General features: G+C 71.9%; 23 protein-coding genes and 1 tRNA gene. 8 read left to right on the forward strand and 16 right to left on the reverse strand.

Going from position 1 to position 24,205, the window contains the following annotated elements:
• Positions 1 to 65: 65 nt before the first annotated feature.
• From B7K25_RS08485 to B7K25_RS08505, 5 genes are all read right to left on the reverse strand, one after another.
• A tRNA-Gln gene (locus B7K25_RS08485) sits at positions 66 to 140 on the reverse strand.
• A gap of 30 nt (positions 141 to 170) precedes the next feature.
• A complete protein-coding gene (locus B7K25_RS08490; protein ID WP_084105415.1) occupies positions 171 to 1,247 on the reverse strand; it encodes a hypothetical protein in 1,077 nt (358 codons plus the stop codon).
• A gap of 94 nt (positions 1,248 to 1,341) precedes the next feature.
• Positions 1,342 to 2,064 carry an HAD family hydrolase gene (locus B7K25_RS08495; RefSeq protein ID WP_084105417.1) on the reverse strand — a complete coding sequence of 241 codons (723 nt, stop codon included), beginning with the start codon at positions 2,062 to 2,064 and terminating at the stop codon, positions 1,342 to 1,344.
• Between the two features lie 54 nt (positions 2,065 to 2,118).
• A complete protein-coding gene (gene gltX, locus B7K25_RS08500) occupies positions 2,119 to 3,615 on the reverse strand; it encodes a glutamate--tRNA ligase (RefSeq protein WP_084105419.1) in 1,497 nt (498 codons plus the stop codon).
• Between the two features lie 66 nt (positions 3,616 to 3,681).
• The gene (locus B7K25_RS08505; RefSeq protein ID WP_084105421.1) at positions 3,682 to 4,467 is read right to left on the reverse strand and encodes a fumarylacetoacetate hydrolase family protein; all 786 of its coding nucleotides are present in this window, start codon (positions 4,465 to 4,467) and stop codon (positions 3,682 to 3,684) included.
• A gap of 58 nt (positions 4,468 to 4,525) precedes the next feature.
• Here B7K25_RS08505 and B7K25_RS08510 point away from each other — a divergent pair, with 58 nt between their 5' ends.
• From B7K25_RS08510 to B7K25_RS08520, 3 genes are read left to right on the forward strand one after another with little or no spacing between them, the layout of a single operon-like run.
• The gene (locus B7K25_RS08510; RefSeq protein WP_159450165.1) at positions 4,526 to 5,011 is read left to right on the forward strand and encodes a ClbS/DfsB family four-helix bundle protein; all 486 of its coding nucleotides are present in this window, start codon (positions 4,526 to 4,528) and stop codon (positions 5,009 to 5,011) included.
• The gene (locus tag B7K25_RS08515) at positions 5,008 to 6,087 is read left to right on the forward strand and encodes a heparan-alpha-glucosaminide N-acetyltransferase domain-containing protein (protein ID WP_144018936.1); all 1,080 of its coding nucleotides are present in this window, start codon (positions 5,008 to 5,010) and stop codon (positions 6,085 to 6,087) included. Before B7K25_RS08510 ends, B7K25_RS08515 begins: the two co-directional genes overlap by 4 nt.
• Before the next feature lie 30 nt (positions 6,088 to 6,117).
• Positions 6,118 to 6,993: a 3-methyladenine DNA glycosylase gene (locus B7K25_RS08520; RefSeq protein ID WP_084105427.1), complete on the forward strand. Its 876-nt coding sequence runs from the start codon at positions 6,118 to 6,120 to the stop codon at positions 6,991 to 6,993.
• Between the two features lie 121 nt (positions 6,994 to 7,114).
• Here the strand turns inward: B7K25_RS08520 and B7K25_RS08525 are convergent, their stop codons facing one another.
• Positions 7,115 to 7,678 (reverse strand): TetR/AcrR family transcriptional regulator, encoded by a 564-nt coding sequence (locus B7K25_RS08525; RefSeq protein ID WP_084105429.1) that lies wholly within the window; start codon positions 7,676 to 7,678, stop codon positions 7,115 to 7,117.
• 233 nt (positions 7,679 to 7,911) lie between these two features.
• Here B7K25_RS08525 and B7K25_RS08530 point away from each other — a divergent pair, with 233 nt between their 5' ends.
• Complete coding sequence (locus tag B7K25_RS08530) at positions 7,912 to 9,489, forward strand: MFS transporter (RefSeq protein ID WP_084105431.1); 1,578 nt, start codon at positions 7,912 to 7,914, stop codon at positions 9,487 to 9,489.
• A 120-nt stretch (positions 9,490 to 9,609) separates the two neighbouring features.
• Here B7K25_RS08530 and B7K25_RS08535 read toward each other — a convergent pair whose 3' ends face one another.
• From B7K25_RS08535 to rnhA, 4 genes are all read right to left on the reverse strand, one after another.
• Entirely contained in the window at positions 9,610 to 11,013 is a 1,404-nt protein-coding gene (locus B7K25_RS08535) for an aldehyde dehydrogenase family protein (protein WP_084105433.1), read from the reverse strand.
• 31 nt (positions 11,014 to 11,044) lie between these two features.
• Positions 11,045 to 11,947, reverse strand: coding sequence for a DMT family transporter (locus B7K25_RS08540; protein WP_084105435.1), 903 nt, complete (start codon positions 11,945 to 11,947; stop codon positions 11,045 to 11,047).
• A 56-nt stretch (positions 11,948 to 12,003) separates the two neighbouring features.
• Positions 12,004 to 12,645 (reverse strand): YigZ family protein, encoded by a 642-nt coding sequence (locus B7K25_RS08545; RefSeq protein WP_084105873.1) that lies wholly within the window; start codon positions 12,643 to 12,645, stop codon positions 12,004 to 12,006.
• Positions 12,646 to 12,750: 105 nt separating this feature from the next.
• The gene (gene rnhA, locus B7K25_RS08550) at positions 12,751 to 13,176 is read right to left on the reverse strand and encodes a ribonuclease HI (protein WP_084105874.1); all 426 of its coding nucleotides are present in this window, start codon (positions 13,174 to 13,176) and stop codon (positions 12,751 to 12,753) included.
• Positions 13,177 to 13,336: 160 nt separating this feature from the next.
• Between rnhA and ybaK the strand changes: the two genes are divergently transcribed.
• From ybaK to B7K25_RS08570, 4 genes are all read left to right on the forward strand, one after another.
• A complete protein-coding gene (gene ybaK, locus B7K25_RS08555) occupies positions 13,337 to 13,834 on the forward strand; it encodes a Cys-tRNA(Pro) deacylase (protein WP_084105437.1) in 498 nt (165 codons plus the stop codon).
• A complete protein-coding gene (locus B7K25_RS08560; protein WP_084105439.1) occupies positions 13,831 to 14,568 on the forward strand; it encodes a YggS family pyridoxal phosphate-dependent enzyme in 738 nt (245 codons plus the stop codon). The genes ybaK and B7K25_RS08560 overlap by 4 nt, the downstream gene beginning before the upstream one ends.
• A gap of 113 nt (positions 14,569 to 14,681) precedes the next feature.
• A complete protein-coding gene (locus B7K25_RS08565) occupies positions 14,682 to 17,369 on the forward strand; it encodes an RNA helicase (protein WP_084105875.1) in 2,688 nt (895 codons plus the stop codon).
• A 136-nt stretch (positions 17,370 to 17,505) separates the two neighbouring features.
• Positions 17,506 to 18,219, forward strand: a complete 714-nt coding sequence (locus tag B7K25_RS08570) for a VIT family protein (protein WP_084105441.1) — start codon at positions 17,506 to 17,508, stop codon at positions 18,217 to 18,219.
• A gap of 15 nt (positions 18,220 to 18,234) precedes the next feature.
• On the opposite strand, the gene B7K25_RS08575 is transcribed toward B7K25_RS08570, so the two are convergent.
• The 6 genes from B7K25_RS08575 to B7K25_RS08600 all read right to left on the reverse strand — a co-directional run bounded on the left by B7K25_RS08575 (position 18,235) and on the right by B7K25_RS08600 (position 24,196).
• Positions 18,235 to 19,284 (reverse strand): biotin/lipoate A/B protein ligase family protein, encoded by a 1,050-nt coding sequence (locus B7K25_RS08575; protein WP_084105876.1) that lies wholly within the window; start codon positions 19,282 to 19,284, stop codon positions 18,235 to 18,237.
• A 49-nt stretch (positions 19,285 to 19,333) separates the two neighbouring features.
• Positions 19,334 to 20,929 (reverse strand): citramalate synthase, encoded by a 1,596-nt coding sequence (gene cimA / locus B7K25_RS08580; protein WP_084105443.1) that lies wholly within the window; start codon positions 20,927 to 20,929, stop codon positions 19,334 to 19,336.
• A 207-nt stretch (positions 20,930 to 21,136) separates the two neighbouring features.
• A complete protein-coding gene (locus B7K25_RS08585) occupies positions 21,137 to 21,511 on the reverse strand; it encodes a type II toxin-antitoxin system death-on-curing family toxin (RefSeq protein WP_084105445.1) in 375 nt (124 codons plus the stop codon).
• Positions 21,508 to 21,714, reverse strand: coding sequence for a ribbon-helix-helix protein, CopG family (locus B7K25_RS08590; protein WP_200807908.1), 207 nt, complete (start codon positions 21,712 to 21,714; stop codon positions 21,508 to 21,510). The genes B7K25_RS08585 and B7K25_RS08590 overlap by 4 nt, the downstream gene beginning before the upstream one ends.
• 36 nt (positions 21,715 to 21,750) lie before the next feature.
• On the reverse strand, positions 21,751 to 22,308 hold the full coding sequence (locus B7K25_RS08595; RefSeq protein ID WP_234988142.1) for a M48 family metallopeptidase: 558 nt from the start codon (positions 22,306 to 22,308) through the stop codon (positions 21,751 to 21,753).
• A 94-nt stretch (positions 22,309 to 22,402) separates the two neighbouring features.
• Positions 22,403 to 24,196 (reverse strand): glycoside hydrolase family 9 protein, encoded by a 1,794-nt coding sequence (locus B7K25_RS08600; protein ID WP_159450166.1) that lies wholly within the window; start codon positions 24,194 to 24,196, stop codon positions 22,403 to 22,405.
• Between the last annotated feature and the right edge of the window lie 9 nt (positions 24,197 to 24,205).

Here is a 24,205-nt window from a genome sequence, read left to right on the forward strand (position 1 = left end):
GCCGGGGAGGGCCGATGCGCGGGCTGGGAAAGCGAAAAGACCCGCCGGAGCGGGTCTTTCGCTGTTGGCTGGCCTACCTGGACTCGAACCAAGACTAAAGGAACCAGAAACCTTCGTGCTGCCAATTACACCATAGGCCAACGGGCCGGAGCAGAACCCCGACCGGCGCACTACTCTACCGTGCTCGCGGCCTCCCGCAAAACCAGCCCCGGTCCCGCGCACGGGCCGTTCGCGATGGCCGTCGCTGCCTGCTGCGCGACCGCCTCGGCGTCAGACGTGGCGGGCCACGCCGCGACCTGCACCGTCACGTCGCCGCACACCACGGGGCCGGCGAGGGCGACCTGTGAGGCCTCCAACGGCGCCGCGCCCTCGGCGCGTGCCCGCACCACCAGCACGCCGCCGTCGGCGGTCAGGCCCGCGAGATCGACGCGCCCCGGCCCCCGCACCGGAGCGTCCGGCACCCAGGTGAGCGCCGTGCCGACCGCTGCGGACAGGTCGGCGGCCGCGCCCTCCCACACGCCCGCCGCGTCGTCACCGTCCACCACGACCGCCGCCTGCTTGGCGAGCGCATCGGCCGTGCCCACGAGCGCTGCCGCTCGGGCCCACGCCACGGGGTGGTCCGCGAGCCACAGCTCGGACGCGAGGTAGCGCTGGAAGCCCTCGTCCGCGCGTGCCGCTCGCACCGCCCACGCGACGTCGCCCTCGTCCTCGATGTAGAGCAGGTGATGCGGCGGCGCGCAGCCATCCTGCTCGGCCTTGGAGGTGAGCACCCGGTCCCACTCGGCCCCCGTGGCCTCGGTCATGCCGGCGCGCGTGTGCAGGTTGAGCAGCGTCGGCGACGCCAGCGGGTCAGCAGGCGCGGCCGCCTCGACGCCGAGCTCCGCGGCGACCGCGTCGCGATGCTGGCGGTCCTCGCGCGGATCCGGGGCATAGGAGAAGCCCCGCGCTGCCATGCACTCGGCCACCGCCTGCTGCGCGAGCCAGGTGTGGTGCATGATCTGCACGCGCTGCTCGCCGCTGAGCACCGGCCCGCTGAATTGACCGATCTCGCTCGGCCGGGCATCGGTCTCGTCGGCGGACCGTGACGCGTCCACGGCGAGCAGCGCCGCGGCGAGGACGCCCACCGCCAGCGCCCAGCGCCACGGCAGCGATCTCCACCTCGGCGGTCGCGGGCGCCATCGCGCGTGCGCAGGTCGCGACGAGCGCTCGCCGACGTCGTCGACGTCGATCGTCTCGAGCTCGGCCATCGCGCTCCCTCAGGAGGCGCGCTCCGGGCGCGCCCTCTCTCGCACGCTACGCCTCAGCCCGAGCGGGGGCCAGCGAGTGGCGGCGCCGAATGGGTCAAGCCAGGTCGAGCAGCGCTCCGACCACCTCGTGCAGCGACTCGACGCGCACCACCCGCGGGTCCAGCTGTCCGGACTCCGCGTCCCAGCCGCGCCGCGTCCCCGGTCGGTCGATCCAGACCCCGGTGAGGCCCGCATCGGCGGCCCCGACGGCGTCCAGGTCGGGCTCGTCCCCCACGTACGCCACCTCGGAAGGGTCGAGGTTCAATCGGCGGCATCCCTCGACGAACACCCGCGGATCGGGCTTGCCGAAGCCGAAGGTGTCGACCCCCACGAACATCTCGACCCGCTCCAGCCCGCAGGTGGCCAGCTTGAGCTCCTGGTACGCGAGGTCGACGTTCGAGACCGAGCCGAAGACCAGCCCCGCGCCGTCGAGCGCATCGAGCAACGGCAGGGCATCGTCGAACGCACGCCATCCCTCGCGGAAGTGGCGCTCGAAGCCGGCGTCCCAGATGTCGTACGCCGCGTCGTCCATGGCTGGGCCGCCGAACGCCGCGTGAAGCTCGTTCGCGCGCCGCTGGCGCTGCTCGCGGTGCGTCATCTCGCCGCGCGTGTGGGCCCGGTACCAGCCGGAGCGGTCCTCACGCCAGAACCTCACCACGTCGTCGGGATCGAGCCCGTCGCGCAGGTACTCGTCCGCGACCCGCAGCAGCGCATGCCGGAACGCGCCGCGGGTGTCGACGAGGGTGTCGTCGACGTCCAGCAGCACTCCCCTGATCACGCGGTCACCTCGCGGGAGCGCCCACGCGCGGGCTGGGTGCGCACGCGACCGGGGTTAGAGGGTGGCCCGGAGGCGCTTGAGGCGCGCGATCGCGTGCTCGCGGCCCAGGATGTCCATGGACTCGAACAGCGGCGGCGACACGAGCCGTCCGGTGACCGCGACGCGCAGCGGCCCGTAGGCGAAGCGCGGCTTGATGCCCATCTGGTCGACGAGCACCGCCTGCAGCACCTGCTGCTGCGCCTCGGGCGAGAAGTCCTCGATGCCCTGCAGCGCGTGGATGGCGGCGTCGAGCACCTCGGCGGCGTTGTCCGGCAGCTTCGCGAGCGCGGCCTCCTCGTAGGGCAGCTCCTCGTCGCCCACGAACAGGAAGCCGAGCATGCCCGGCGCCTCGCCCAGCAGGTTCATGCGCGTCTGCACGAGCGGCGCGGCTTCGGCCAGCACCTGCTCCTCGTGCGGCGTGAGCTCGCGGGTGTCGGGCGTCGACAGGTGGCCGCTCGCGTGGAGGTACGGCACCATGCGGTTCACGAACTCGCCCACGGGCAGGGCGCGCAGGTGGTCCGCGTTGATCGCCTCGGCCTTCTTGAGGTCGAAGCGCGCGGGGTTGGGGTTCACGTCGGAGACGTCGAACGCAGCGACGAGCTCCTCGGGGGTGAACACGTCGCGGTCGGGGCCGATGGACCAGCCCAGCAGCGACAGGTAGTTCAGCAGGCCCTCACGGATGAAGCCGCGCTCGCGGTGGAGGAACAGGTTCGACTCGGGCGCGCGCTTGGACAGCTTCTTGTTGCCCTCGCCGGTGACCATCGGCAGGTGGCCGAACTCCGGCACCCGCTCGGCGATGCCGAGCTCGACCATCGCGCGATACAGCGCGATCTGCCGCGGCGTCGACGACAGCAGGTCCTCGCCGCGCAGCACGTGGGTGATGCGCATGAGCGCGTCGTCGACCGGGTTGACGAGCGTGTACAGCGGGATGCCGTTGCCGCGCACGATGACGAAGTCGGGGATCGATCCGGCCGGGAAGGTGACCTCGCCGCGGACGAGGTCCGTGAACGTGATGTCCTCGTCGGGCATCCGCACGCGGATGACGGGCTGGCGGCCCTCGGCGCGGAACGCGGCCTTCTGCTCCTCGGTGAGGTCGCGGTCGAAGCCGTCGTAGCCGAGCTTGGGGTCGCGGCCGGCAGCCTTGTGGCGGGCCTCGACCTCCTCGGGCGACGAGAAGGACTCGTAGGCGTAGCCGCCCTCGAGGAGCCTGCGCGCGACGTCCATGTGCAGCTCGTGGCGCTCCGACTGACGATACGGCGCGTACGGGCCGCCAACCTCGGGGCCCTCGTCCCAGTCGAGGCCCAGCCACCGCAGGGCGTCGAGCAGCTGCTCGTAGGACTCCTGCGAGTCGCGCTCGGCGTCGGTGTCCTCGATGCGGAACACGAAGGTGCCGCCGTGGTGGCGGGCGTGCGCCCAGTTGAACAGCGCCGTGCGGATGAGGCCCACGTGAGGCGTTCCGGTGGGCGAGGGACAGAAGCGCACCCGGACGGCGGGGGCGGAAGTCTCGGTCACAGTGTCAGGGTCTCCTGGAGGTACGGAGGGCCGATGCGTCGGCCGGGTGGGTGGGGCTGCGGTGCGTCAGCGTCGGATCACCGGGTTGCGCAAGGTGCCCAACCCTTCGATCTCGATCTCGACGATGTCCGCGTGGTTGAGCCGGGTGACGCCCGAGGGGGTGCCGGTGAGGATGACGTCGCCGGGCAGCAGGGTCGTCACCTCGGACGCCATCGCCACGGCCTCGGTCACGTCACGGATCATGTCGCGGGTGTTGCCTGATTGCGCGACCTCGCCGTTGATGCGCGACGTGATCTGAGCGTCGTCGGCGGCCAGGTCGGTCTCGATCCACGGCCCGAGCGGCAGCGAGGTGTCGAAGGCCTTCGCGCGGAACCACTGGTCCTCGGCGCGCTGCAGGTCGCGCGCCGTCACGTCGTTGGCGCACGTGTAGCCATAGATGTACTGCTCGGCGTGCTCGGGCGCGACGTCCTTGCACAGGCGGCCGATGACGACGGCGAGCTCCGCCTCGAGCTGCACGTCGTCCGAGTAGGACGGCAGCACGATGGGGTCGTCGGGGCCGATGACGGCGGTGTTGGGCTTGAGGAAGATGATGGGCACCTCGGACGCGGGTCCGCGGTGCGGGATCTCCTTGGCGTGGGCCTCGTAGTTCTTGCCCAGGCAGATGGCCTTCGAGCGCGGGATCACCGGCGCCAGCAGCCGGACGTCGTCCGTGAGCGGGATCCGCTCGCCGGTCACCTCCCCCGGCGTGTACATCGGATCGCCGGTGAGCACCACCAGCTCCTCCTGGCCTGGCTCCCCGTCGACGACCGCATACCGCGGCTCGTCACCGGTCGTGAATCTCGCGATGCGCATGGCCTCCAGCCTAGTCGGGACTTCCTCGCCGCGAGCACGTCTGCCTACGATGCGAGGCATGACGCCCACCACGGCCGACGCGCTCATCGCCGACGCCGACGAGCAGCTCGCCGCGCTGCTCCACCACGCCGACGCGTTGCCGGACCACGCGGTGGCTCCCGAGTGGACCGGCGAGCGCGTCGCGGACGTGCTTGTCCACCTGCACGGGTGGCACGAGCTGCTACTGTCCTGGATCGCCGACGAGGCGGCGGGCGTCGAGCCCGCGTTCCCCGCGCCGGGCTACACATGGGACCGCCTCGCCGAGCTGAACGCGGACATCCTGAGTCAGCACGCGCATCGGCCGTATGCCGAGGTGCGGGCGCTCCTGACAGCCAGCCACGCCCGCGCGGTCGCAGCCGTCCGCGACCTCGACGACGGCACGCTGTTCGACGCGTCCGCGCACGCGTGGGCTGGGGAGCAGTCGCTCGGCGACGTCGCGCACGAGTGCCTGGGAGCGCACTACCGGTGGGGCGAGTCCGTGCTTGCCGCGTGCGCGGCGCCATGACCCCGGTGGACCCGCCCGCCCCGGCACGCGCCGCCGCGCCGACGCGCATCGACGGACTCGACGTCGCCCGCGCGGTGGCAGTGCTCGGCATGGTCGCGGCACACGTGGGCGACGACGGCACCCGCGGGCCCGAGACGGACGGCTGGGGCTGGCTGTGGGTGTCCCACGGCTTCCCGTCCGCGCTGTTCGCGGTGCTCGCGGGCGTGTCGATGTCGCTCATGCTCACGCGGCGCAGCACCGTGCCGATCGCTGACGTCACCGCGCATCACCTGCGGGCGACCCGGATCCGCATCGCGACGCGCGGGGCGATCCTCATCCCGCTGGGTCTCGTGCTCGCGGCGCTCGAGACGCGCATCTACGTCGTGCTCACCGGGCTCGGCGTGATGTTCCTGCTCGCGCTGCCGCTGCTCGCGGTGCGCACCCGCTGGCTGCTGTCCATCGCTGCCGTGCTCGTGGTCGGCGGCGGCTGGGTCGCGAGCGTGCTCGACGACGCGACCGATGGCGACATCCTGGGCATGACGCCCTTCGACGCGCTGTGGGCGCACCGCTACCCGGCGCTCGTGTGGATGGCGTACATCCTCGTGGGACTCGCGCTGGGCCGGCTGCGCCTGAGGGCCGATGCGGTCGCGGGCTCGCTCGTCGCCGGCGGGGCCGCCCTGGCGGTCGCGGTGACGCTCGCCGCCGACGCCCTCGGCGACGGGTCGTGGTGGTGGTCGCTCGAACCCCACGGCTACGCGCCCGCGGAAGTCGCCCGCAACATGGGCGTCGCGTGCCTGGTCCTGGGGGCGTGCCTGTGGCTCGCGCGCGTGGCGCCACGACTGCTGTGGCCGCTGCGCGCGGCGGGGTCGATGGCCCTCACGCTCTACGTGCTGCAGATCCTCGTGATCTGGGCCGCGGGCGACGCGATCGTGCTCCGCCCGTCGAACGTCTCCTTGGTGGCGCTGCTGCTGGGGCTCGTGGCCTTCGCGTGCGTGTGGCGCGCCACGCTCGGCCAGGGGCCGCTCGAGCGCGTCATGTCGAACGTTGCCGCGGCGGCCGCCGACACGTGGGCGCCGCGCGCACCCTCCCCTCGCTAGCGAACCGATGCCGTGCGGGACAATGGGCGCATGCCCTCCGCCTCCGCGACCCTGACCGCGCTCACGCGCGACGCGTGGCAGTCGCTCGAGGCCGCGCACCTCGAGCGCGCCGATGCGCTCACCTCGGGCCACCGGGCGCGTTCCTCGCGCGGCGAGCGCCACGCGATCGAGGACTTCCTGTTCGAGTACTACAACGCGAAGCCGCGACACCTGCGTCGCTGGCACCCGGGGGCTGGTGTCGGGCTGGTCGACGCCCGCGAGCGAAGCACGCAGCGCTGGCACGGCGAGCGCGACGGTGTGACTGCGCTCGATGTCGAGGCGTTTCGCGCCGCGCGCGGCGACACCGTGGACTACGTGCGGCGGCTGCTCGCGGCGACCGCGGGCCGGCGACCGCTTCTCGGGTGCTTCGGGATGCACGAGTGGGCGATGGTCTACCGCTCCGACGACGCCGAACGCCGGCACGGGCTCCCGCTGCGCCTCGGCGGCGCGGGGACCGACGCCGCGGTCGAGGCGAACCCGCTGGTGTGCACGCACTTCGACGCGTTCCGGTTCTTCACGGCCGACGCGGTCCCGCGCAACGCGCACGCCCTCACCCGCGACGGTCAGGTCGGCATGGACCAGCCCGGCTGCCTGCACGCGACGATGGACCTGTACAAGTGGTGCCTCAAGCTCGGGCCCGCCGTGCCAGGAGACCTCCTGCTGGACTGCTTCGAGCTCGCGCTGGACGTGCGCCGCGTCGACATGCAGGCCTCCCCCTACGACGTGTCGTCCTATGGCCTCGCCGCGATCCCCGTGGAGACGCCCGAGGGCAAGTCCGAGTACGCGGCCCGCCAGCGCGCCTTCACCCGCCGCGCCGCGCCGCTGCGCGAGCGGCTGATCGAGGTGTGCGACGCGGTCCTCGCCTGACGCGAGCGACCCGCCCTCCCCTGGGTTCGTGTCGACCGCGCCCACATGCGCGCTTCGCGATCCTCCAGCGTGTGACTGAGGGATCAGCGGCTCAGGAATCGCCAGATCTGGGGAGGAGCGCTCAGGGCATCAGCTCGGCCGCGACGGTCTGCGCCGCCGCTGCACGCTCGTCGGCGGTGCCGCCCAGGTCGCTGTCGGGCTTGTTGGCGATCAGCACGACCATCACCGCCATCCGCACGCGGAGCTTGTCCTCGAGCGACGCGTCGGCCGGCAGCGCCGCGTTCCACAGTCGCTGCTTGATCTGATGCACCAGCTCGGTGGTGGCGCCCAGGTTCGACAGCGCGGCCTCGTTCTGCTGCACGCACTGCATCACGCCGCCGCCGGCGCCGCGAGTCACCACGGCCAACCGCGCCATCATCTCGAGGCGACGCTCGCGCGTCGACGGGCCGTCCTCCATCCACGCGACGAGGTCGTCGACCTCCGACGAGACCTTGCGCAGGAGGGAGTCGAGGATCTCCTCCTTGGTCTTGAAGTGGTAATACAGCGCCGCCTTCGTGACGCCCAGCTCCTCGGCGATCTCGCGCAGCGACGTCTGGTCGTAGCCGAAGTCGGTGAAGCGCTCGAGCGCCACGGCCTGGATGCGCTGCCGAGTGTCCCCTCGTCGCTTGGTGGTGGCCTCCGCCATCGCGGGTCTCTCCTTCGTGGATCCAGAAAACTTCGGCAAACTAACTTGACGACCGGCTAGTTGAGGGCTAGCGTCACGCTCGTAACTTACCGGACGGCTAGGAAGTTCCGCAACGACCTTCCCCGCCCTTCCGGCGCCGGCCGAGCCGGCACCCCGCCCACGTCGGGCATCCCCGGACAGCGCCGCCCGCAACGGCCTCGCGCCGTCGCGGGCTCACCACCGAAAGGTCCCCCATGGACTCCACTCCCGATCCCCGCCGCTGGTGGGGCCTGGCCGCGATCGGCCTCGCGCAGCTGATGGTCGTGCTCGACATGACCATCGTCAATATCGCGCTCCCCACGGCGCAGGCGGACCTCGGCATCTCGGATGCCGACCGCCAGTGGGTCATCACCGCGTACACGCTCGCGTTCGGCGGCCTGCTGCTGCTCGGCGGCCGCCTCGGCGACGTCATGGGACGCAAGCGCACGCTCATGATCGGCCTCGGCGGCTTTGCGGTGGCCTCCGCGCTCGGAGGCTTCGCACAGAGCTTCGAGATGCTCATCACCGCTCGTGCGCTCCAGGGCGTTTTCGCGGCCCTGCTCGCCCCCGCGGCGCTGTCGATGCTCAACGTCACCTTCACCGAGGCCAAGGAGCGTGCCCGCGCCCTGGGCGTCTACGGCGCGATCGCCGGCGGCGGCGCCGCGATCGGGCTCATCCTGGGCGGCGCGCTGACCCAGTACGTCGACTGGCGCTGGACCCTCATGGTCAACGTGCCCATCGCCATCGTCGCGATCATCGGCGCCGCGCTGTTCCTCCACGACCCGCGCTCCGGCGGCGTCCGCGTCCGGCTCGACATCCCCGGCGCGCTGCTCGCGACGGGCGGCCTGCTTGCCATCGTGTTCGGCCTGAGCGAGGCCGAGCAGGACGGCTGGACCTCGGGCATCGTGCTGGGCTCACTCGCCGCTGGCGTCGCCCTCATGGTCGCGTTCGTCCTCGTCGAGCGGCGCACGCCTCACGCCCTGCTGCCGCTGCACCTCATGCGCGACCGCAACCGCGCCGGAGCTCTCGCGGCCGTGGGCCTGAGCCAGATCGGCATGTTCGGCGTCTTCCTGTTCCTCACGTACTACATGCAGGGCATCCAGGGCTTCTCGCCGCTGATGACCGGAGTGGCGTTCCTGCCCATGGTGGTCGGCATGATGACGGGCGCGGTCGCGCTGTCGGCGCGCCTGCTCCCCCGCGTCGGCCCGCGACGCCTGATGATCCCGGGCCTGCTCACCGCGGCAGGCGCGCTGGCCTACCTCACGCAGATCGACGTCGGCTCGTCGTACTGGGTGCACGTGTTCCCCGGACTCATCTTCCTGGGCCTGGGCATGGGCCTGACGTTCATGCCGTCGATGGCGACCGCGACCGGCGGCGTGCGCGGCACGGACGCTGGCGTGGTGTCCGCCACCCTCAACACGACGCAGCAGGTGGGCGGGTCGATCGGCATCGCCCTGCTCAACACCATCGCCGCCACAGCGACCACGAATTGGTTCACCTCCAACGGCGGGGCGTCCGCCGACCCCGCGCTCGCCGCCGTGCACGGCTTCACCACGGCCATGTGGGTGTCCGTGGGCGCCGTCCTGCTCGCGGCGCTGCTCGCCGCGATCCTGGTCACGGCCCGTCCGAGCGCCGAAGCCCCGGCGCTCGCCGCTGGGGACGCGACCGACGCGGAGCTGGCCGACGCGGAGCTCGCCGGCGCGCCCCTGTCGGGCGCCGAGGTGCCCGTGGCCGTGCGCAGCGCCGATGCGGTGGCCGCCGACAGTACGTCCGGCGAGGGTCGCTCGCGGTGACGCGCCGATAGCCCTCGCCCGTCGCGGGAGCGGGCACGCTGGGAAGCGTCCCCTCGCCCCGACCCGTGCAGCGCCCCTGGACTCCGGTCCGGGGGCGCTGTCGCGTCCGGACGGGGAACGTCAGGTCGGCAGCTGGATCCAGACGGTCTTCTCGCGGGTCCACTGGTGGAACGCGGCGAGCGACTTCTCCGCGCCCCCGAAGCCCGACTGCTTCCAACCGCCGAACGGGACGGTGAGGTCGCCCTCGCTGTACGCGCCCACCGACACCACCCCGGCCTCGATCGCGCGGGCCATGACGAGCGCATCGGCCATGTTGAGCGTCCAGACCGTGGCCTGGAGGCCGTAGTCGACGGCGTTCGCCATCGCGATCGCCTCGTCGCGGGTCGCGAAGGTCTGGACCGTCGTGACCGGCCCGAAGACCTCCGTGGTCAGGATCGGGTCGTCGGCGTCGAGGTTGGTGAGGATGGTCGGCGCGATGTAGCGGCCACCATCGAGGACGCGCACCTCGGCTCCGCCCGCGACCGCGCGCGCTCCGCGCTCGATCGAGGCACCGATCGCCGCGAGGATGCGGTCCGCCGCCGCGTCGTTGACGACGGGGCCGACCTGCGTCGTCGGGTCGCGCGGGTCCCCGACGACGAGCGCCTGCGCGGCGGCGGCCAGGCGTGCGACGACCTCGTCGAGGATCGACTCGTGCACGAGGACCCGCGAGCCCGCGGTGCAGTTCTGGCCAGCGGTGAGGAAGGCCGCCTCGACGATGCCGTCGATCAGCGCGTCGCCGTAACCGAGCGCGTCGGCCATCACGACCTGCGGGCTCTTGCCGCCCATCTCGAGGCTGACGCGCTTGAAGTTCGAGGCCGCCGCGGCGGTGAGGATCGAGCGCCCCGTCGCCGTCGAGCCCGTGAACGACAGCGCGCCGATCAGCGGGTCCGCGGCCAGTGCGGCGCCGGTGGTCGGGCCGTCGCCGGTCACGACGCGCAGGACGCCCTCGGGGATTCCAGCCTCGAGCGCGAGGGCGGCCACGTGCTGCACCGAGCGCGGAGTCGCGTCGGCGGGCTTGAGGATGAGGCAGTTGCCCGCCGCGAGCGCGGGACCGATCTTCCACGCCGCCATGGCGAGCGGGTAGTTCCACGGCAGGATCGCGGCGACCACACCGAAAGGCTCGCGCTCGGTGAACGCGACGACGTCCGCCGGCGTCGCGCCCGTGGCTCCCAGGATCTTGTCGGCCGCCTCCGCGAACCACCGGATCGACTCGATCGCCCCGGGGACGTCACCGTCGCGGCACTCCGTGATGGGCTTGCCGGCGTCCTCACAGTCGAGCCGCGCCAGGGTCTCGGCGTCGCGCTCCATGAGCGTCGCCAGCCTTACCAAGGCGGCGGCGCGCTCGCGCGGCGCGAGCCCGGACCACACGCCCGAGCGGAAGACGGCCAGCGCATCGGCCGTGTGCTCCCCCACCTCGTCGGCAGAGGTGACGGGCACGGTCGTGATGAGCGTCCCGTCGGCGGGATTGACGATGTCCAGTGCCACGCTCGCACTGTAGCGCGGGCTCTCGCTGCCGCTACGGAGCGTCGTCGGCCGACGCCGCCTCGATGACAGCCTCCTCCGTCGCCGGCACCGCGCGCCGGCCAGCGGTGATGACCGCCCCGACCCCTGCGATCGTGACGAGGCCGATGCCGACCGCCACGACCCACGTGAGGCGTTGGTCGAGGAGCACCAGGCCGGCGAGCGCCGCGATGGCCGGGGCCAGCGCGAGGAGGATCGCGAACGTCTCCGCCTTCATGCGGCGCAGCGCGCTGAGCTCGATCCCGTACGGGATCGCCGAGCTCAGCACGGCGACGACGAAGGCGAGCGCGAGCGCTGCGGGATTCAGCAGCGCCGAGCCGACGACGACCACGGCCACCGGCACCGTGAGGACGGCGCCGACGGCCGTCGCCAGCGCCAGTCCCACCACGCCGGGCATGCTGGCACCCGCCGCGCGCGCGGTGAGGATGTACGCCGCCCACATGACGGCCGCACCGGCGGCGAACAGCATGCCGACCGGGTCGAGGTCGGCCGCGCCGCCGCCCAGCAGGATCACGCCGGTGGCCGCGATGGCCGCCCACAGGAACCCGCGCCAGCTGCGACTGGCCACCACGCTCAGCACGAGCGGCCCCATGACCTCGATCGTCACCGTGACGCCCAGCGGGATGCGTGCGAGCGCGAGGTAGAAGAAGGCGTTCATCGCCGCGAGCGAGATGCCGAAGGCGAGCACCGTCCACCACTGGATGGGCGCGCCTCGGCGCAGGCTCACCGCCGCGAACGGGATCAGCACCACGGCCGAGAACAGCAGGCGCGTCGCGATCACGCCCCACGCGCCGATGTCCGGGATGATCGTCACCGCGACGGCGGCACCCGCCTCTTGGCACGCCAGGCCCAGCAGCACCATCAGCGGCATGCCGGCGGTGCGGGCGAAGGACGTCATGGCGCCATCGTGCCGCATCGCGGGCCGGTGCCGGCACCATCGCGCGGCGCCGCGGGTCAGCGCGGCCGGTCGACCACCCGCGTCTCGCCGTCGACGGGCATCACGGCGCCACCAGTCAGGGCTGCCACGTCGGCATGAAGCGTCGCGACGAGCTCGGGCGGCACCTGGAGGCTCATCCGCGCGCTCGCACCGTACTCGGGCTCGTCGAGCACTGCGTGGTGGTTGTCCGCCCACTGGTGCAGGTAGGCCACGAGGCGACCCGCCTCCGCGTGGGGAGCGTCCACGGCGACGCTGGTGAGGTGCACGCGGTCGACGAGCGTGGCCGCGTCGAGGCCACCCGCGACGGCGGAGCCGTAGGCCCGCACCAGTCCGCCTGCGCCCAGCAGCGTGCCACCGAACCAGCGAGTGACGACGGCCACGAGGTCGGTCACGTCGCGATGGCGCAGCACCTCGAGCATCGGCGCTCCTGCGGTGCCTGCGGGCTCGCCGTCGTCGTTGGATCGCTGCCGCTCCGCCTGCGGGCCCACGACGAGCGCCGTGCAGTGGTGGCGTGCGTCCCAATGCTCCTTGCGGATCGCGGCGACCACCGCATCGGCGTCCTCCACGGACGCCACGGGCGCGAGGTGCGCGAGGAAGACCGAGCGCTTGACCTCGAGCCGGTGCTGCACGGGCGCGGCGATGGTCGAGGGCAGGGTCACGCTGGCCACGCTACCCGCCGCCCGATCCCGAGCCTCCTTGGTCTCCTGTAGGAATGCCTTCTGCGCGCTTCGCTCTCGTGGTGCGTCCTGGAGGACCGAGATCCGTCAGGAACGTCGCACGGCGTCGACGCCCTTGTTCGCGAGCTCGTCCGCGCGCTCGTTGCCCGGGTCGCCGGCGTGGCCCTTGACCCACACCCACTCGACCTGGTGGCGTGCGACCTGCTCGTCGAGCGCGATCCACAGCTCCTGGTTCTTGACGGGCTTCTTGTCGCGCGTCTTCCAGCCGTTGCGCTTCCAGCCCTTCATCCAGCTCGTGACGCCGTTCATCACGTACTGCGAGTCGACGTGCAGCGTGACCGCGCAGGGCCGGTTCAGCGCCTTGAGGCCCTCGATGACCGCGGTGAGCTCCATGCGGTTGTTGGTGGTGTCCTTGTCTCCTCCGAACAGCTCGCGCTCCTTGCCGCCGGCGCGCATCCATGCGCCCCAACCGCCGATGCCCGGGTTGCCCTTGCAGGCGCCGTCGGTCCACATGTCCACCTGGGTCAGGCCATCGCTGCTCACCGCAGAGACTGTACAGCGCGGATTCTCGTCCGCCAGGACGCGCACTGACGACGAAGCGCGCAGCGATCGTTCCTCCAGGGAGTGGGGGTGGGATCGGGAGCGGCGCGGAGCGTGCGGCACACTGGTCGCCATGGGACGCAAGACCGACGCCGCGAGCACGCCCGCGATCGCCGCGCTCGTCACTGCCGGCGTCGACCACGGCGTGCACCCGTACGAGCACGACCCGAGCTCCGACCTGTCCTACGGGCTCGAGGCGGCAGACGCGCTCGGCGTCGACGCGTCCGCGGTCTTCAAGACCCTGTGCGTCCATGCGGACGGAGCGCTGTCGATGGCGATCGTGCCCGTCACCGGAACCCTCGACCTCAAGGCCGCGGCCAAGGCCCTGGGCGCCAAGCGCGCCGTCATGGCGCCTCCTGCTGAGGCGGAGCGCGCCACCGGATACGTCGTGGGCGGCATCTCCCCTCTGGGCGGCCGCAAGCGCCTACCGACAGCTCTCGACGACTCCGCGCTGACGTTAGAAACGATCTACGTCAGCGGCGGCCGCCGCGGCCTCGACGTGTCGCTCGCTCCCGCCGACCTTGTGCGCCTCACGGGCGCCTCGACCGCACCCCTCCGGAAGGACTCATGACCGACCTCGCCTCGCCGCCCGCCGACTGGGATCCCGCCTCACGGCTGGCCGAGGTGCGTGCACGCGTCCACGTCGCCGAGGCTCAGTGCGGCCGCGCGGGCGCCGGCGTCCAGATCCTGGTCGCCACCAAGACGTGGGACGCCGATGCGGCCGCCGGCGTGGTCCGCGCCGGCGGCACCCTGGTGGGCGAGTCCCGCATGCAGGAGCTCGCTGTCAAGGGACCGGCCCTTCGGGCGACTGGCGCCCGCGTCCACGTGATCGGCCAGCTGCAGCGCAACAAGGCCGCGATCGCCGTCGAGCACGCGACGTGCGTCCAGACGGTCGACTCCCTCCGCCTGGCCGAGCGGCTCTCCCGCCTGGCGCTCGAGGCCGAGCGCGACCTCGAGGTCATGGTCCAGGTCAACGTGTCCGGTGAGGACTCGAAGGCCGGTGTCGAGCCGGAGGAGGCGCTGGGCCTCGCCGCAGCCACGGCCGCACTGCCGGGGCTCACCGTCACCGGATTCATGACCATCGGGCTCAACTCCCCCGATGAGCAGGCGGTGCGCGCGGGCTACCGTCGCCTGCGCGCGATCCGCGACGAGGCGCTCATCCTGTCCGAGCGCGGCGAGCTCGACCTGCGCGAGGCGTGGCACCTGTCGATGGGGATGTCCGCCGACCTCGAGTGGGCGATCGCCGAGGGCGCGACCATCGTGCGCGTCGGCTCCGCCGTGATGGGCCCCCGCCCCGGCGCCTGACGCGCGCCCGGGAGGCACGACTGCTGCCCTCGCCGCACCCAAGCCGCACGTTGGAACGCCTCGTGAGAGCGCATCGGCCCTCCGCACGCGACGAACACGGAACAATGGACGCGATGTCCACCTCACCTGCCCCTCTCCTCGACCGCCTGCCATCGACGCCGGACGGCGCCTCCCCCGACCCCGACGCGCTGTACGAGGCGTTCGGCACCTGGGCGGCGGAGATGGGCCTCGCGCTGTACCCGCACCAGGACGAGGCGCTCATGGAGATCGTCTCCGGCGCGCACGTGATCCTCGCGACGCCCACCGGCTCCGGCAAGTCCCTGGTCGCGGCCGGCGCACACTTCGCCGCCCTCGCCGCGCACCGAGCCGGCACCGGCGGCCGCACGTTCTACACCGCGCCGCTGAAGGCCCTGGTCAGCGAGAAGTTCTTCGCGCTCATCGAGCTGTTCGGATCCGAGAACGTCGGGCTCATGACCGGCGACTCGGCGGTCAACCCGGACGCGCCCATCATCTGCTGCACCGCAGAGATCCTCGCCAACCTCGCCCTGCGCGACGGCGCCGCGACCGACGCGTCCGTGGTCGTCATGGACGAGTTCCACTTCTACGCCGACCCGCAGCGGGGATGGGCCTGGCAGGTGCCGCTCATCGAGCTGCCGCACGCGCAGTTCGTGCTCATGTCCGCCACGCTCGGCGACACCGCGTGGCTGGTCGAGGATCTCGAGGACCGCACCGAGCGCAGCGTCGCGGAGGTCACCACGCTCGAGCGCCCCGTGCCGCTCACGTTCGAGTACTGCCTCGAGCCACTGCCCGACACGGTCGAGCGGCTGGTCGAGACCGGCCGGGCGCCGGTCTACGTGGTCCACTTCACGCAGAAGGACGCCGTCGACCGCGCGCAGTCGCTGCTGAGCATGAAGGTCGCCTCCAAGGAGGAGAAGGCTCGCATCGCCGATGCGCTCGACGGGGTGAGGTTCGGCACGGGCTTCGGCAAGACGCTGTCGCGCTTCCTCAGGGCTGGCATCGGCGTGCACCACGCGGGGATGCTGCCCAAGTACCGGCGGATCGTCGAGCGCCTCACCCAGCAGGGCCTGCTCAAGGTCGTGTGCGGCACCGACACCCTCGGCGTGGGGATCAACGTCCCGATCCGCACCGTGCTGCTCACGTCGCTGGTGAAGTACGACGGGGAGCGCATGCGCCACCTCACCGCCCGCGAGTTCCACCAGATCGCTGGCCGCGCCGGGCGGGCCGGCTTCGACACCGAGGGCGAGGTCCTCGTGATGGCGCCCGAGCACGTCATCGAGAACCGCAAGGCCCTCGCCAAGGCCGGCGACGATCCGAAGAAGCAGCGCAAGATCGTCCGCAAGAAGGCCCCCGCCGGTTCGGTGAACTGGACCGACGCGACGTTCGAGCGGCTGCGCGACGCTCCCCCGGAGCCGCTGACGTCGAACTTCGCGGTGACCCACGCGATGGTGCTGAACGTCCTCGCGCGCGGTACCGAGAACACGGCCCTGGGCCGCCCTGCCGAGGACCCGGTCGCCGCGATGGGCTCCCTGCTCGAAGCGCTCCACGAGACCGATGCCCAGCGCTCGGCCCACGTGCGCCAGGCGCTGCGGATCTACCGCTCGCTCAGGGTCGCCGGGGTCGTCGAGCCGGTGCGGGTGCCGGACGCGACGCGACCGCGCGGGTACCGGACGTCGGTGCGCCTCACGGTCGACGTCCCCCGCCACTTCGCGCTCAACCAGCCGCTGTCGCCGTTCGCGCTCGCGGCCATGGACCTGCTGAACGTCGACTCCCCGGACCACGCCGTCGACGTCGTCTCGGTCATCGAGGCGACGCTGTCCGACCCGCGCCAGGTGCTGCTCGCGCAGCAGCACGCCGCGCGCGGCGAGGCCGTCGCCGCCATGAAGGCGGACGGCATCGAGTACGAGGAGCGCGTCGAGCTGCTCGAGGAGGTCACGTGGCCCAAGCCGCTCGCGGACCTGCTCGAGCCTGCGTTCGTCATGTACCGGCAGTCGAACCCGTGGATCCTCGATGCCGAGCTCTCGCCCAAGTCCGTCGTGCGCGACATGCTCGACAAGGCGATGTCGTTCGGCGACCTGGTGTCCGCCTACGGCCTCGAGCGCACCGAGGGCGTGGTGCTGCGCTACCTCGCCGAGGCGTATCGCGCGCTGCGTCAGACCGTGCCCGCCGAGCACCGCACGGACGACGTGGTCGCCATCACGGAGTGGCTGGGCGCGCTGGTGCGTGCGACCGACTCGTCGCTGCTGGACGAGTGGGAGCGCCTCATGAATCCCGATGCCGTGGTCGCGGATGACGCCGACCCGGCGGCCGCATCGGCGCCCCTCGTCGGCCCCGCGCGCCCGATGACGGGCAACCCGCGCGTGCTGCGGCGCCTGGTCCGCAACGCGATGTTCCAGCGCGTCGAGCTCGCGGCGCGCGAGGACTACGCGGCGCTGGGCGCTCTCGACGGTGGCGCGGGCTGGGGCGCCGACGCGTGGCGAGACGCGCTCGACCCGCTGTTCGTGGCGCAGGGCGACGGCGCGATCGGCATCGGCCCGGATGCCCGTTCGGCGGCGCTGGTGGCGTTCGTGGAGCCAGGCGGCGACCACTCCGGCGGCGTCGCCCGCGCGGCGCTTGCGGCGACCCCGGATGCCGCGCTGCCCGAGGGCACGTGGGTGGTGCGCCAGGTCCTGGACGACCGCGACGGGGACCACGACTGGGCGATCATCGCGGCTGTCGATCTCGACGCCTCCGATGAGGCGGGCGCGCCCGTGCTCGAGCTGCTGCACGTGGGCCCGCAATAGCCGGATCGCGACCCGCACCGGCGCGCATCGGCCCTCCAACGGACCGATCGACTGCGCCCCTTACCAGGGATTTCGGTCCTCCGAACACAGGTAAGCCTTGCTAGCGCGAGCCGCCGCACGCTCCTACCCTGGTGCCATGTTCCGTCGCCGCGAACCCGAGCACATCGACGAGGAGGCCGTCTCCGGCCGCCTCAACGCGCTGCGCGCCGGCGTGCTCGGCGCCAACGACGGCATCGTGTCGATCGCCGGACTCGTCATCGGCGTCGCGGCGGCCGCGCCCACCAACCATGGCGCGATCCTCGCCGCCGGCGTCGCGGGCCTCACCGCAGGGGCGCTGTCGATGGGCGTCGGCGAGTACGTGTCGGTGTCCTCCCAACGCGACGCCGAGCGCGCGCAGCTGCGTCGCGAGAAGGGCTGGCACCGGACCCGCCCCGACTGGGAGCTCGAGCAGCTGGTGCAGCTCAACATGGACACTGGCATGTCCGAGGAGACCGCGCGCGCCGCCGCGATCGAGCAGACCGCGCACGACCCGGTGGCGATCCACGCGCTCATGCACCTGGGCATCGACCCGGACGAGCTCACCAATCCGTGGCACGCGGGCATCGCCTCGCTGCTCGCGTTCACGCTCGGCGGGATCCTGCCGCTGGGCCTCATCCTGCTGGCGACGCCCGCGCTGCAGGTGCCGGTGACGTTCGTCGCGGTCGTGCTCGCGCTGGCGCTCACCGGGTTCGTCTCCGCGAGGATCGTGCACGCCTCGGTCCGGCGCGCCGTCGTGCGCAACGTCGTCGGCGGGTCGCTGGCGATGGCGATCACCTACGGCGTGGGCCACCTCGTGGGCGTCGCCGTCTAAGGAGCAGCGACCGACCTACGGCACCAGGCCGATCCACTCGGGCGTCGCGAACTTCGAAGCGACCAGGGCCTGAGCCTCCGCGAACTCGTCGGGCGAGACGGAGCCGGCGACCGTCGAGTACCGCGACGTGAAGTGTGCGAGGAACGCGTCGATGATCGCCTCCCGCGCCATACCCGTCTGGCTACGTAGCGGGTCCACTCGCTTGTTCGCGCTCTTCGTGCCCTTGTCGCTCATCTTCTCGCGCCCGATGCGCAGGGTCTCCATCATCGCGTCGGCGTCGATGTCGTACGCCATGGTGACGTGATGCAGCACCGCGCCCGAGGCGTAGCGCTTCTGCGCCGCGCCCGCGATCTTGCCCGCGTCCGAGGCGATGTCGTTGAGCGGCACGTACCGCGCACGGATCCCGACGTCCGCCAGAGCACCGAGCACCCAGTCGTCGAGGAACGCGTACGACTGCTCGAAGCTCAGTCCCTCGACGAGCGACGGCGGCACGGAGAGCGAGTAGGTGATGGTGTTGCCGGGCTGAATGAACATGGCGCCGCCGCCCGAGACGCGACGCGTCACGGTGATGTCATGGCGCTGCGCCCCCTCGGGGTCGACCTCGTTGCGCAGCGACTGGAACGACCCGATCACCACGGCGGAGGACGCCCACTCCCAGATGCGGAGCGTCGGGCCGCGGCGCCCCTCAGCCACAGCGCGCGACAGGACGTCGTCCAGGGCCATCTGCAGGTGCGGCTCGCGCGGCTCGTCGTGCAGCACCTCGAAGGTGTGGTCGTGCCAGCCCGTGGCGTGCCCCAGGGCGCGGCGCACGGCGATCGCGACGGCCTCCGGGCTGAAGCCGACGAAGTGCGCGTCCGGCCCCGCCGCACGTTGGACGGCCGCGGCCAGCTCGGCGACCGAGGCTCCCTCGGGCATGCCCACGAGCGCCGCGCGGATGTCGAGGATCGCCTCCGCCGGCTCGAGGAAGAAGTCGCCCGAGACGACGGCCTCGGTCAGGGTGCCGTCGGCGGCCTCGATGTCTGCGACGACGAGCTTGCCGCCAGGAACCTTGTACTCACCGTGCATGGTCACCATTGTCTCGCCCTGGAGGAGCGCCGATGCGCGGGCCGGGAGGTCAGCGCGGCTCGACGCCCTCCTTGAGCAGCCCGTAGACCAGCGAGTCCGACAGCGCCTCCCAGGCAGCCTCGATGACGTTGGGGCCCACGCCGACGGTGCGCCACATCTCGCCAGACTCGCGGTGCACGGTGGTGATGAGCACGCGGGTCACGGCGTCGGTGCCGTGCGAGGCCTCCATGATCCGGACCTTGAAGTCGGTGAGCTCGAACTCCTCGATCTCGGGGTACGCGCTCGTGAGAGCGGAGCGCAGCGCGTGGTCGAGCGCGTTGACCGGGCCGTTGCCCTCGCCGACGGCGACGATGCGCTCGCCGCCCGCGTGGAGCTTGATGACGGACTCGGCGTCGGCGTCGGTGGGGTCGCCCGGCTTGGACGACACGCGCACGCGCCAGGTCTCGACGTCCCAGAAGGCGGGGCTCTCCCCCATCTCGGAACGCAGAAGCAGCTCGAATGACGCGTCCGCCGCATCGAACGTGTAGCCGGCCGCCTCGGCGTGCTTCACACGGTCGGTGACGCGGCCGAGCAGCTCGTTCTGGCCCGCGAGGTCGAAGCCCAGCTCCTTGCCCTTGAGCTCGATCGACGCGCGGCCAGCCATGTCGGACACGAGCATGCGCAGCCCGTTGCCCACCTTCTCGGGCTGCGTGTGCTGGTAGAGGTCGGCGTCGACGCGGATGGCCGAGGCGTGCAGTCCGGCCTTGTGGGCGAAGGCGCTCGCGCCCACGTAGGGCTGGCGGGCGAACGGCGCAATGTTGGTGATCTCGGAGATCGCGTGCGCGATGCGGGTCGACTCCGCGAGCCCATCGCCCGCGAGGACCTTCAGACCCTTCTTGATCTCGAGGTTCGCGACGACGGCGATGAGGTCGGCGTTGCCGGTGCGCTCGCCGTACCCGTTGACGCAGCCCTGGACGTGCGTCGCACCGGCGGCCACCGCGGCCATCGAGTTCGCGACCGCGCAGCCGGAGTCGTTGTGCGCGTGCATGCCGAGCGGGGTCGACACCTTGCCGGCGACGGCGCCGACGATGGCGGTGACGTCCTCGGGCAGCATGCCGCCGTTGGTGTCACACAGGCACAGGGTGTCCGCGCCTCCCGCGACCGCGGCCTCGAGCGCGCGCACCGAGTAGTCGGCGTCGTAGCGGTAGCCATCGAAGAAGTGCTCGGCGTCCATGATGACGCGGCGGCCCTCGCCCGTGAGGAAGGCGAACGTCTCCTCGATCATGCGCAGGTTCTCGTCCGGCGACACGCGCAGCGCGCGCTCAGCGTGCCGGATGTCCGCCTTGCACACGAGCGTGATGATGGGCGCCTCCGAGTCGAGCAGCGCGCGCACCTGCGGGTCCGCGGCGGCGGTGGAGCCAGCCCGCCGGGTCATGCCGAACGCGGCGAGCTGCGCGTTCTTGAGCGTGGACTCCTTGGCCAGCAGCGAGAAGAACTCCGTGTCCTTGGGCACCGCGCCGGGCCAGCCGCCCTCGATGACGCCGACTCCCAGCTCGTCCAGCAGCGGCGCGATGGCCATCTTGTCCGCGACGGACAGGTTCATGCCCTCCTGCTGCGCGCCATCGCGCAGGGTGGTGTCGTAGACCTCGACCGTGAGATCCGTCATCGTGTGCTCCTCGTGTCTGGGCATCGCCCGCGGCTCCGGCTCGCCGTCCCAACAAAAAAGCCTCCCAGGGTGCGGGAGGCTGCGCGTCGGGAGGGTCTCGCCGACGCGCTACGGAATGATGATCGCCGTGTGCATCGGAGTCAGTATGGCACACGCGTCAAGGGCCACCAGGGACGATGCGCTCGTCGCCTCGAGGGCGAACCGCACCTAAAGGCGAGGCTCGGTCCGCAGCCGCGCCGCGATCGCGTCGACGTCGCGGAGGGAGCCATCGGCGACGGCCATCGTGAGCTCGAACGCCTCATCGTGCGTCAATGCCACGTCGAGCCCATTGATCGCAAGGAAGACAGTGAGCGAGTGCCACCCCAACCGCTTGTTGCCGTCTCCGAGCGGATGGTTCGCGACCACCGAATGGAGCAGTGCCGCAGCCTTCTGCTCGACCGCGGGGTACGCGTCGACTCCCATCAGAGTCGTCTGTGGCCGTTGCGCGCAAGCATCCAGTTGGCCAACGTCGCGCACCGGGCCCACGCCCAGGTCGCGGCACAGGTCGAGCAGGTGCTCGAGGGTGAGGAACCGGGTCGTCATACCGTCCCGAGCCGGTCCAGCACCGGCCCCCAGCGGTCCAGCATCTCGCGCGAGACAGCGCTCACGTCTGGCTCCGCCTCGGTGGACTCGGCGCGACTCGCCTCTTCGACGGCACGCGCGATCGCCTCGTTCTTGGAGACGCCCCACCGCTGCGCGAGCTCCGTCAAGCGCGCGTCCTGCTCCTCGGTCATCCGCACCGTCATCGCCATTCCTTCACGGTATCACCGTGGTATCACGCGCTACAGGGGCCCGAGCCTGGCCTTGCGCTCGCGCCAGTCGGGCAGGTGGCGGTCCATGAGCGCGTAGAAGCGCGGCCCATGGTTGAGCTCGAAGAGATGGGCGAGCTCGTGGACCAGCACGTACTCCGTCATCTCGTAGCCTCGGCGCGCGAGCTCGAGGTTGAGCGAGATCCGGCGCGTGGCGGCTCGGCAGCTGCCCCACCGCGAGCGCATGATGCGCAGGCTCACGTGCGGCGGCACCACGTCGAACTCCGCGCACCACAGCGGCATCAGGATGTCGAGCCACTCCTCGAGGGTCGCCCGCGCCCGCTCGGCCTCGGGTCCGTGCTCGAGGGGCTCAGGCACCGCCGCGAGCGCTGCGATCCGGTCCGTGATCCACTCGCTGCGCGAGGCCACGAACGCGTCGATGCGCCACTGCGGCATCGTCATCGGGGCAGAGACGCGCACCTCGAACGTGCGCGAGTCGACGCGCATCCGGATGCTCCGCATGCGTTTGCGCGTCAGCACATAGGCGGGCACGGAAGCCGGGGCGAGCTCGGCGCTGTCGTGGTTCGTCATGTCGCACGACAGTATGCGTCACTCACCCCGTGCGCCCCCAACGAGCCGCACGGCGGAGGACACCCGGCCGGCGCATCGGCCCTGGGGACGCTTCTCAGCTCTCGAGCGTGATGGGCGCGTCGGGGAAAGCGAGGAAGGCCGCTGCCGCCGCGAGGGCCGAGTTCCAGTTCACCGTGATCTCGTTGGTGGCCCACGACTGGATGTCGTCCACGTACGCGGCCTGAGGCGGGCAGTCGCCGTCGGGGTGGAGCCCGCGGATGACGGGGTCCCACGTCTCCGTCAGCGCGTTGGGCCCTCCCGCGACCGAACCGCGCGGCGGGTGCGGCAGCGACGGGTCCTCCTGGTGGTCGAACCAGCGCGAGTGCTGATTGCGGACGAAGTCGGTGCCGTAGCCGGTGATGTACGACAGCCCGAGGACGTTGCGTCCCAGCAGGTAGTCCATCGACTCCTGGGCGGCCGAGAGCAGGGCCGGGTCTCCGCTGAGGTCGTAGCCCGCACCGAGCACCTGGATGTTGTTGAGGAGCTGGCTGTTCGAGCCCCAGATGAAGCCGTCGTCGGGCAGCGCCATGCCCCACGGTTGCGCACCCTGGACAGCGGCAAGTCGCCGAGCTCCCGCGACGACCTGCTCGGCCACGAGCGCGCGCGACGGGTGCGCGTTGCCGACCGTCGCGAGGTTCATCTTCGCGATCGCGCCCAACGCGTCCCAACGGAACCCGCCCGCCGGGAACGAGTCCGCGTCGTGCACAGGAGACGAGGCGATGAACTCTGCGAACGTGGATTCCCCGGTCGTCACGAACAGCTCGACGGCCGCCCAGTAGAACTCGTCGCTGACGTCCTCGTCGTCGTAGGGACCGCCGCCGTACGATCCGTCCGCGACGGGCGCGTAGAGGTCGGGGTGAGCGAGCGCGGCCTGCCACGCGGTGCGCGCGTCCGTGAGGAGCCGATGCGCGTACGGCTCGTCGTACGGGCGCCACAGGCGCGCGCCCTGGGCGGCGGTGGCGGCGAGGTTCAGCGTCGCCGCGGTCGAGGGCCGGTGCAGGTACCGGGGCCTCGGGTCCTCCGCGGGCAGCATCGGCAGCCCGGTCCACCCGTGGTCGTGGACCTTGTGGTGCACCATGCCCGCGAGCGCGTCGCCGTCGGGCACGATCATCGACATCATGAAGTCCAACTCCCAGCGCGCCTCGTTCAGCACGTCCGGGACGCCATCTCCGTGCTCGGGCAGGCGCAGCGAGCCGTCGCCAAGGGCCGCCGCGGCAGTGCCGCCGGCGCGCAGGGCGCGCTCCCAAACCCCCAGCAGCTGGGCCACCGCGATGCCACCGTTGACCACGTACTTGCCGTGATCACCCGCGTCGTACCAGCCGCCGACGACGTCGAGCCGGTAGTCGGCGGCCCACGGGGTCCCGTAGATCGCCTCGGTCTCCTCGACCGGCTGGCATGCGACCGACAGGTCTCCCTGGTTCACGTCCGCGCCTCCGGCAGCGCTCACGTGCCCCGCCTCCCGCGCGTACTCGTCGCCCACGATCTCAGCGGAGATCGGCGTGCCCGAGCGCGCCAGGTAGAAGTAGTTCAGACCGTCGATCAGCAGCGGCTCGTAGAGCGACTCCCCCACGGAGAACGGACGGCTCCGCGAGCCGTCCACGACCAGGACGTAGCCCGAGCCGGGCGCAAGCCCCGACAGGTCCGCCACGTGCACGCTCTCCGCCGACGTGACCTCCGCCCCCACGGGCGTGGTCGCCCCCGCGGCGACCACCGCATCGGCGCCGTCGCACACCTCCCAGGCGAGCGCATCGGCGCTGTCCGAGATCACGGTCGCGCGCATCGGCCCTCCGAGGAGGTAGCCGTGCTGGTTGACCAGCACGCGCGGGCGGGCAGGAACGTCGTCGTTCACAGGAACACC

The sequence above is a fragment of the Demequina sp. NBRC 110056 genome (genome assembly GCF_002090155.1).
Lineage (GTDB): Bacteria > Actinomycetota > Actinomycetes > Actinomycetales > Demequinaceae > Demequina.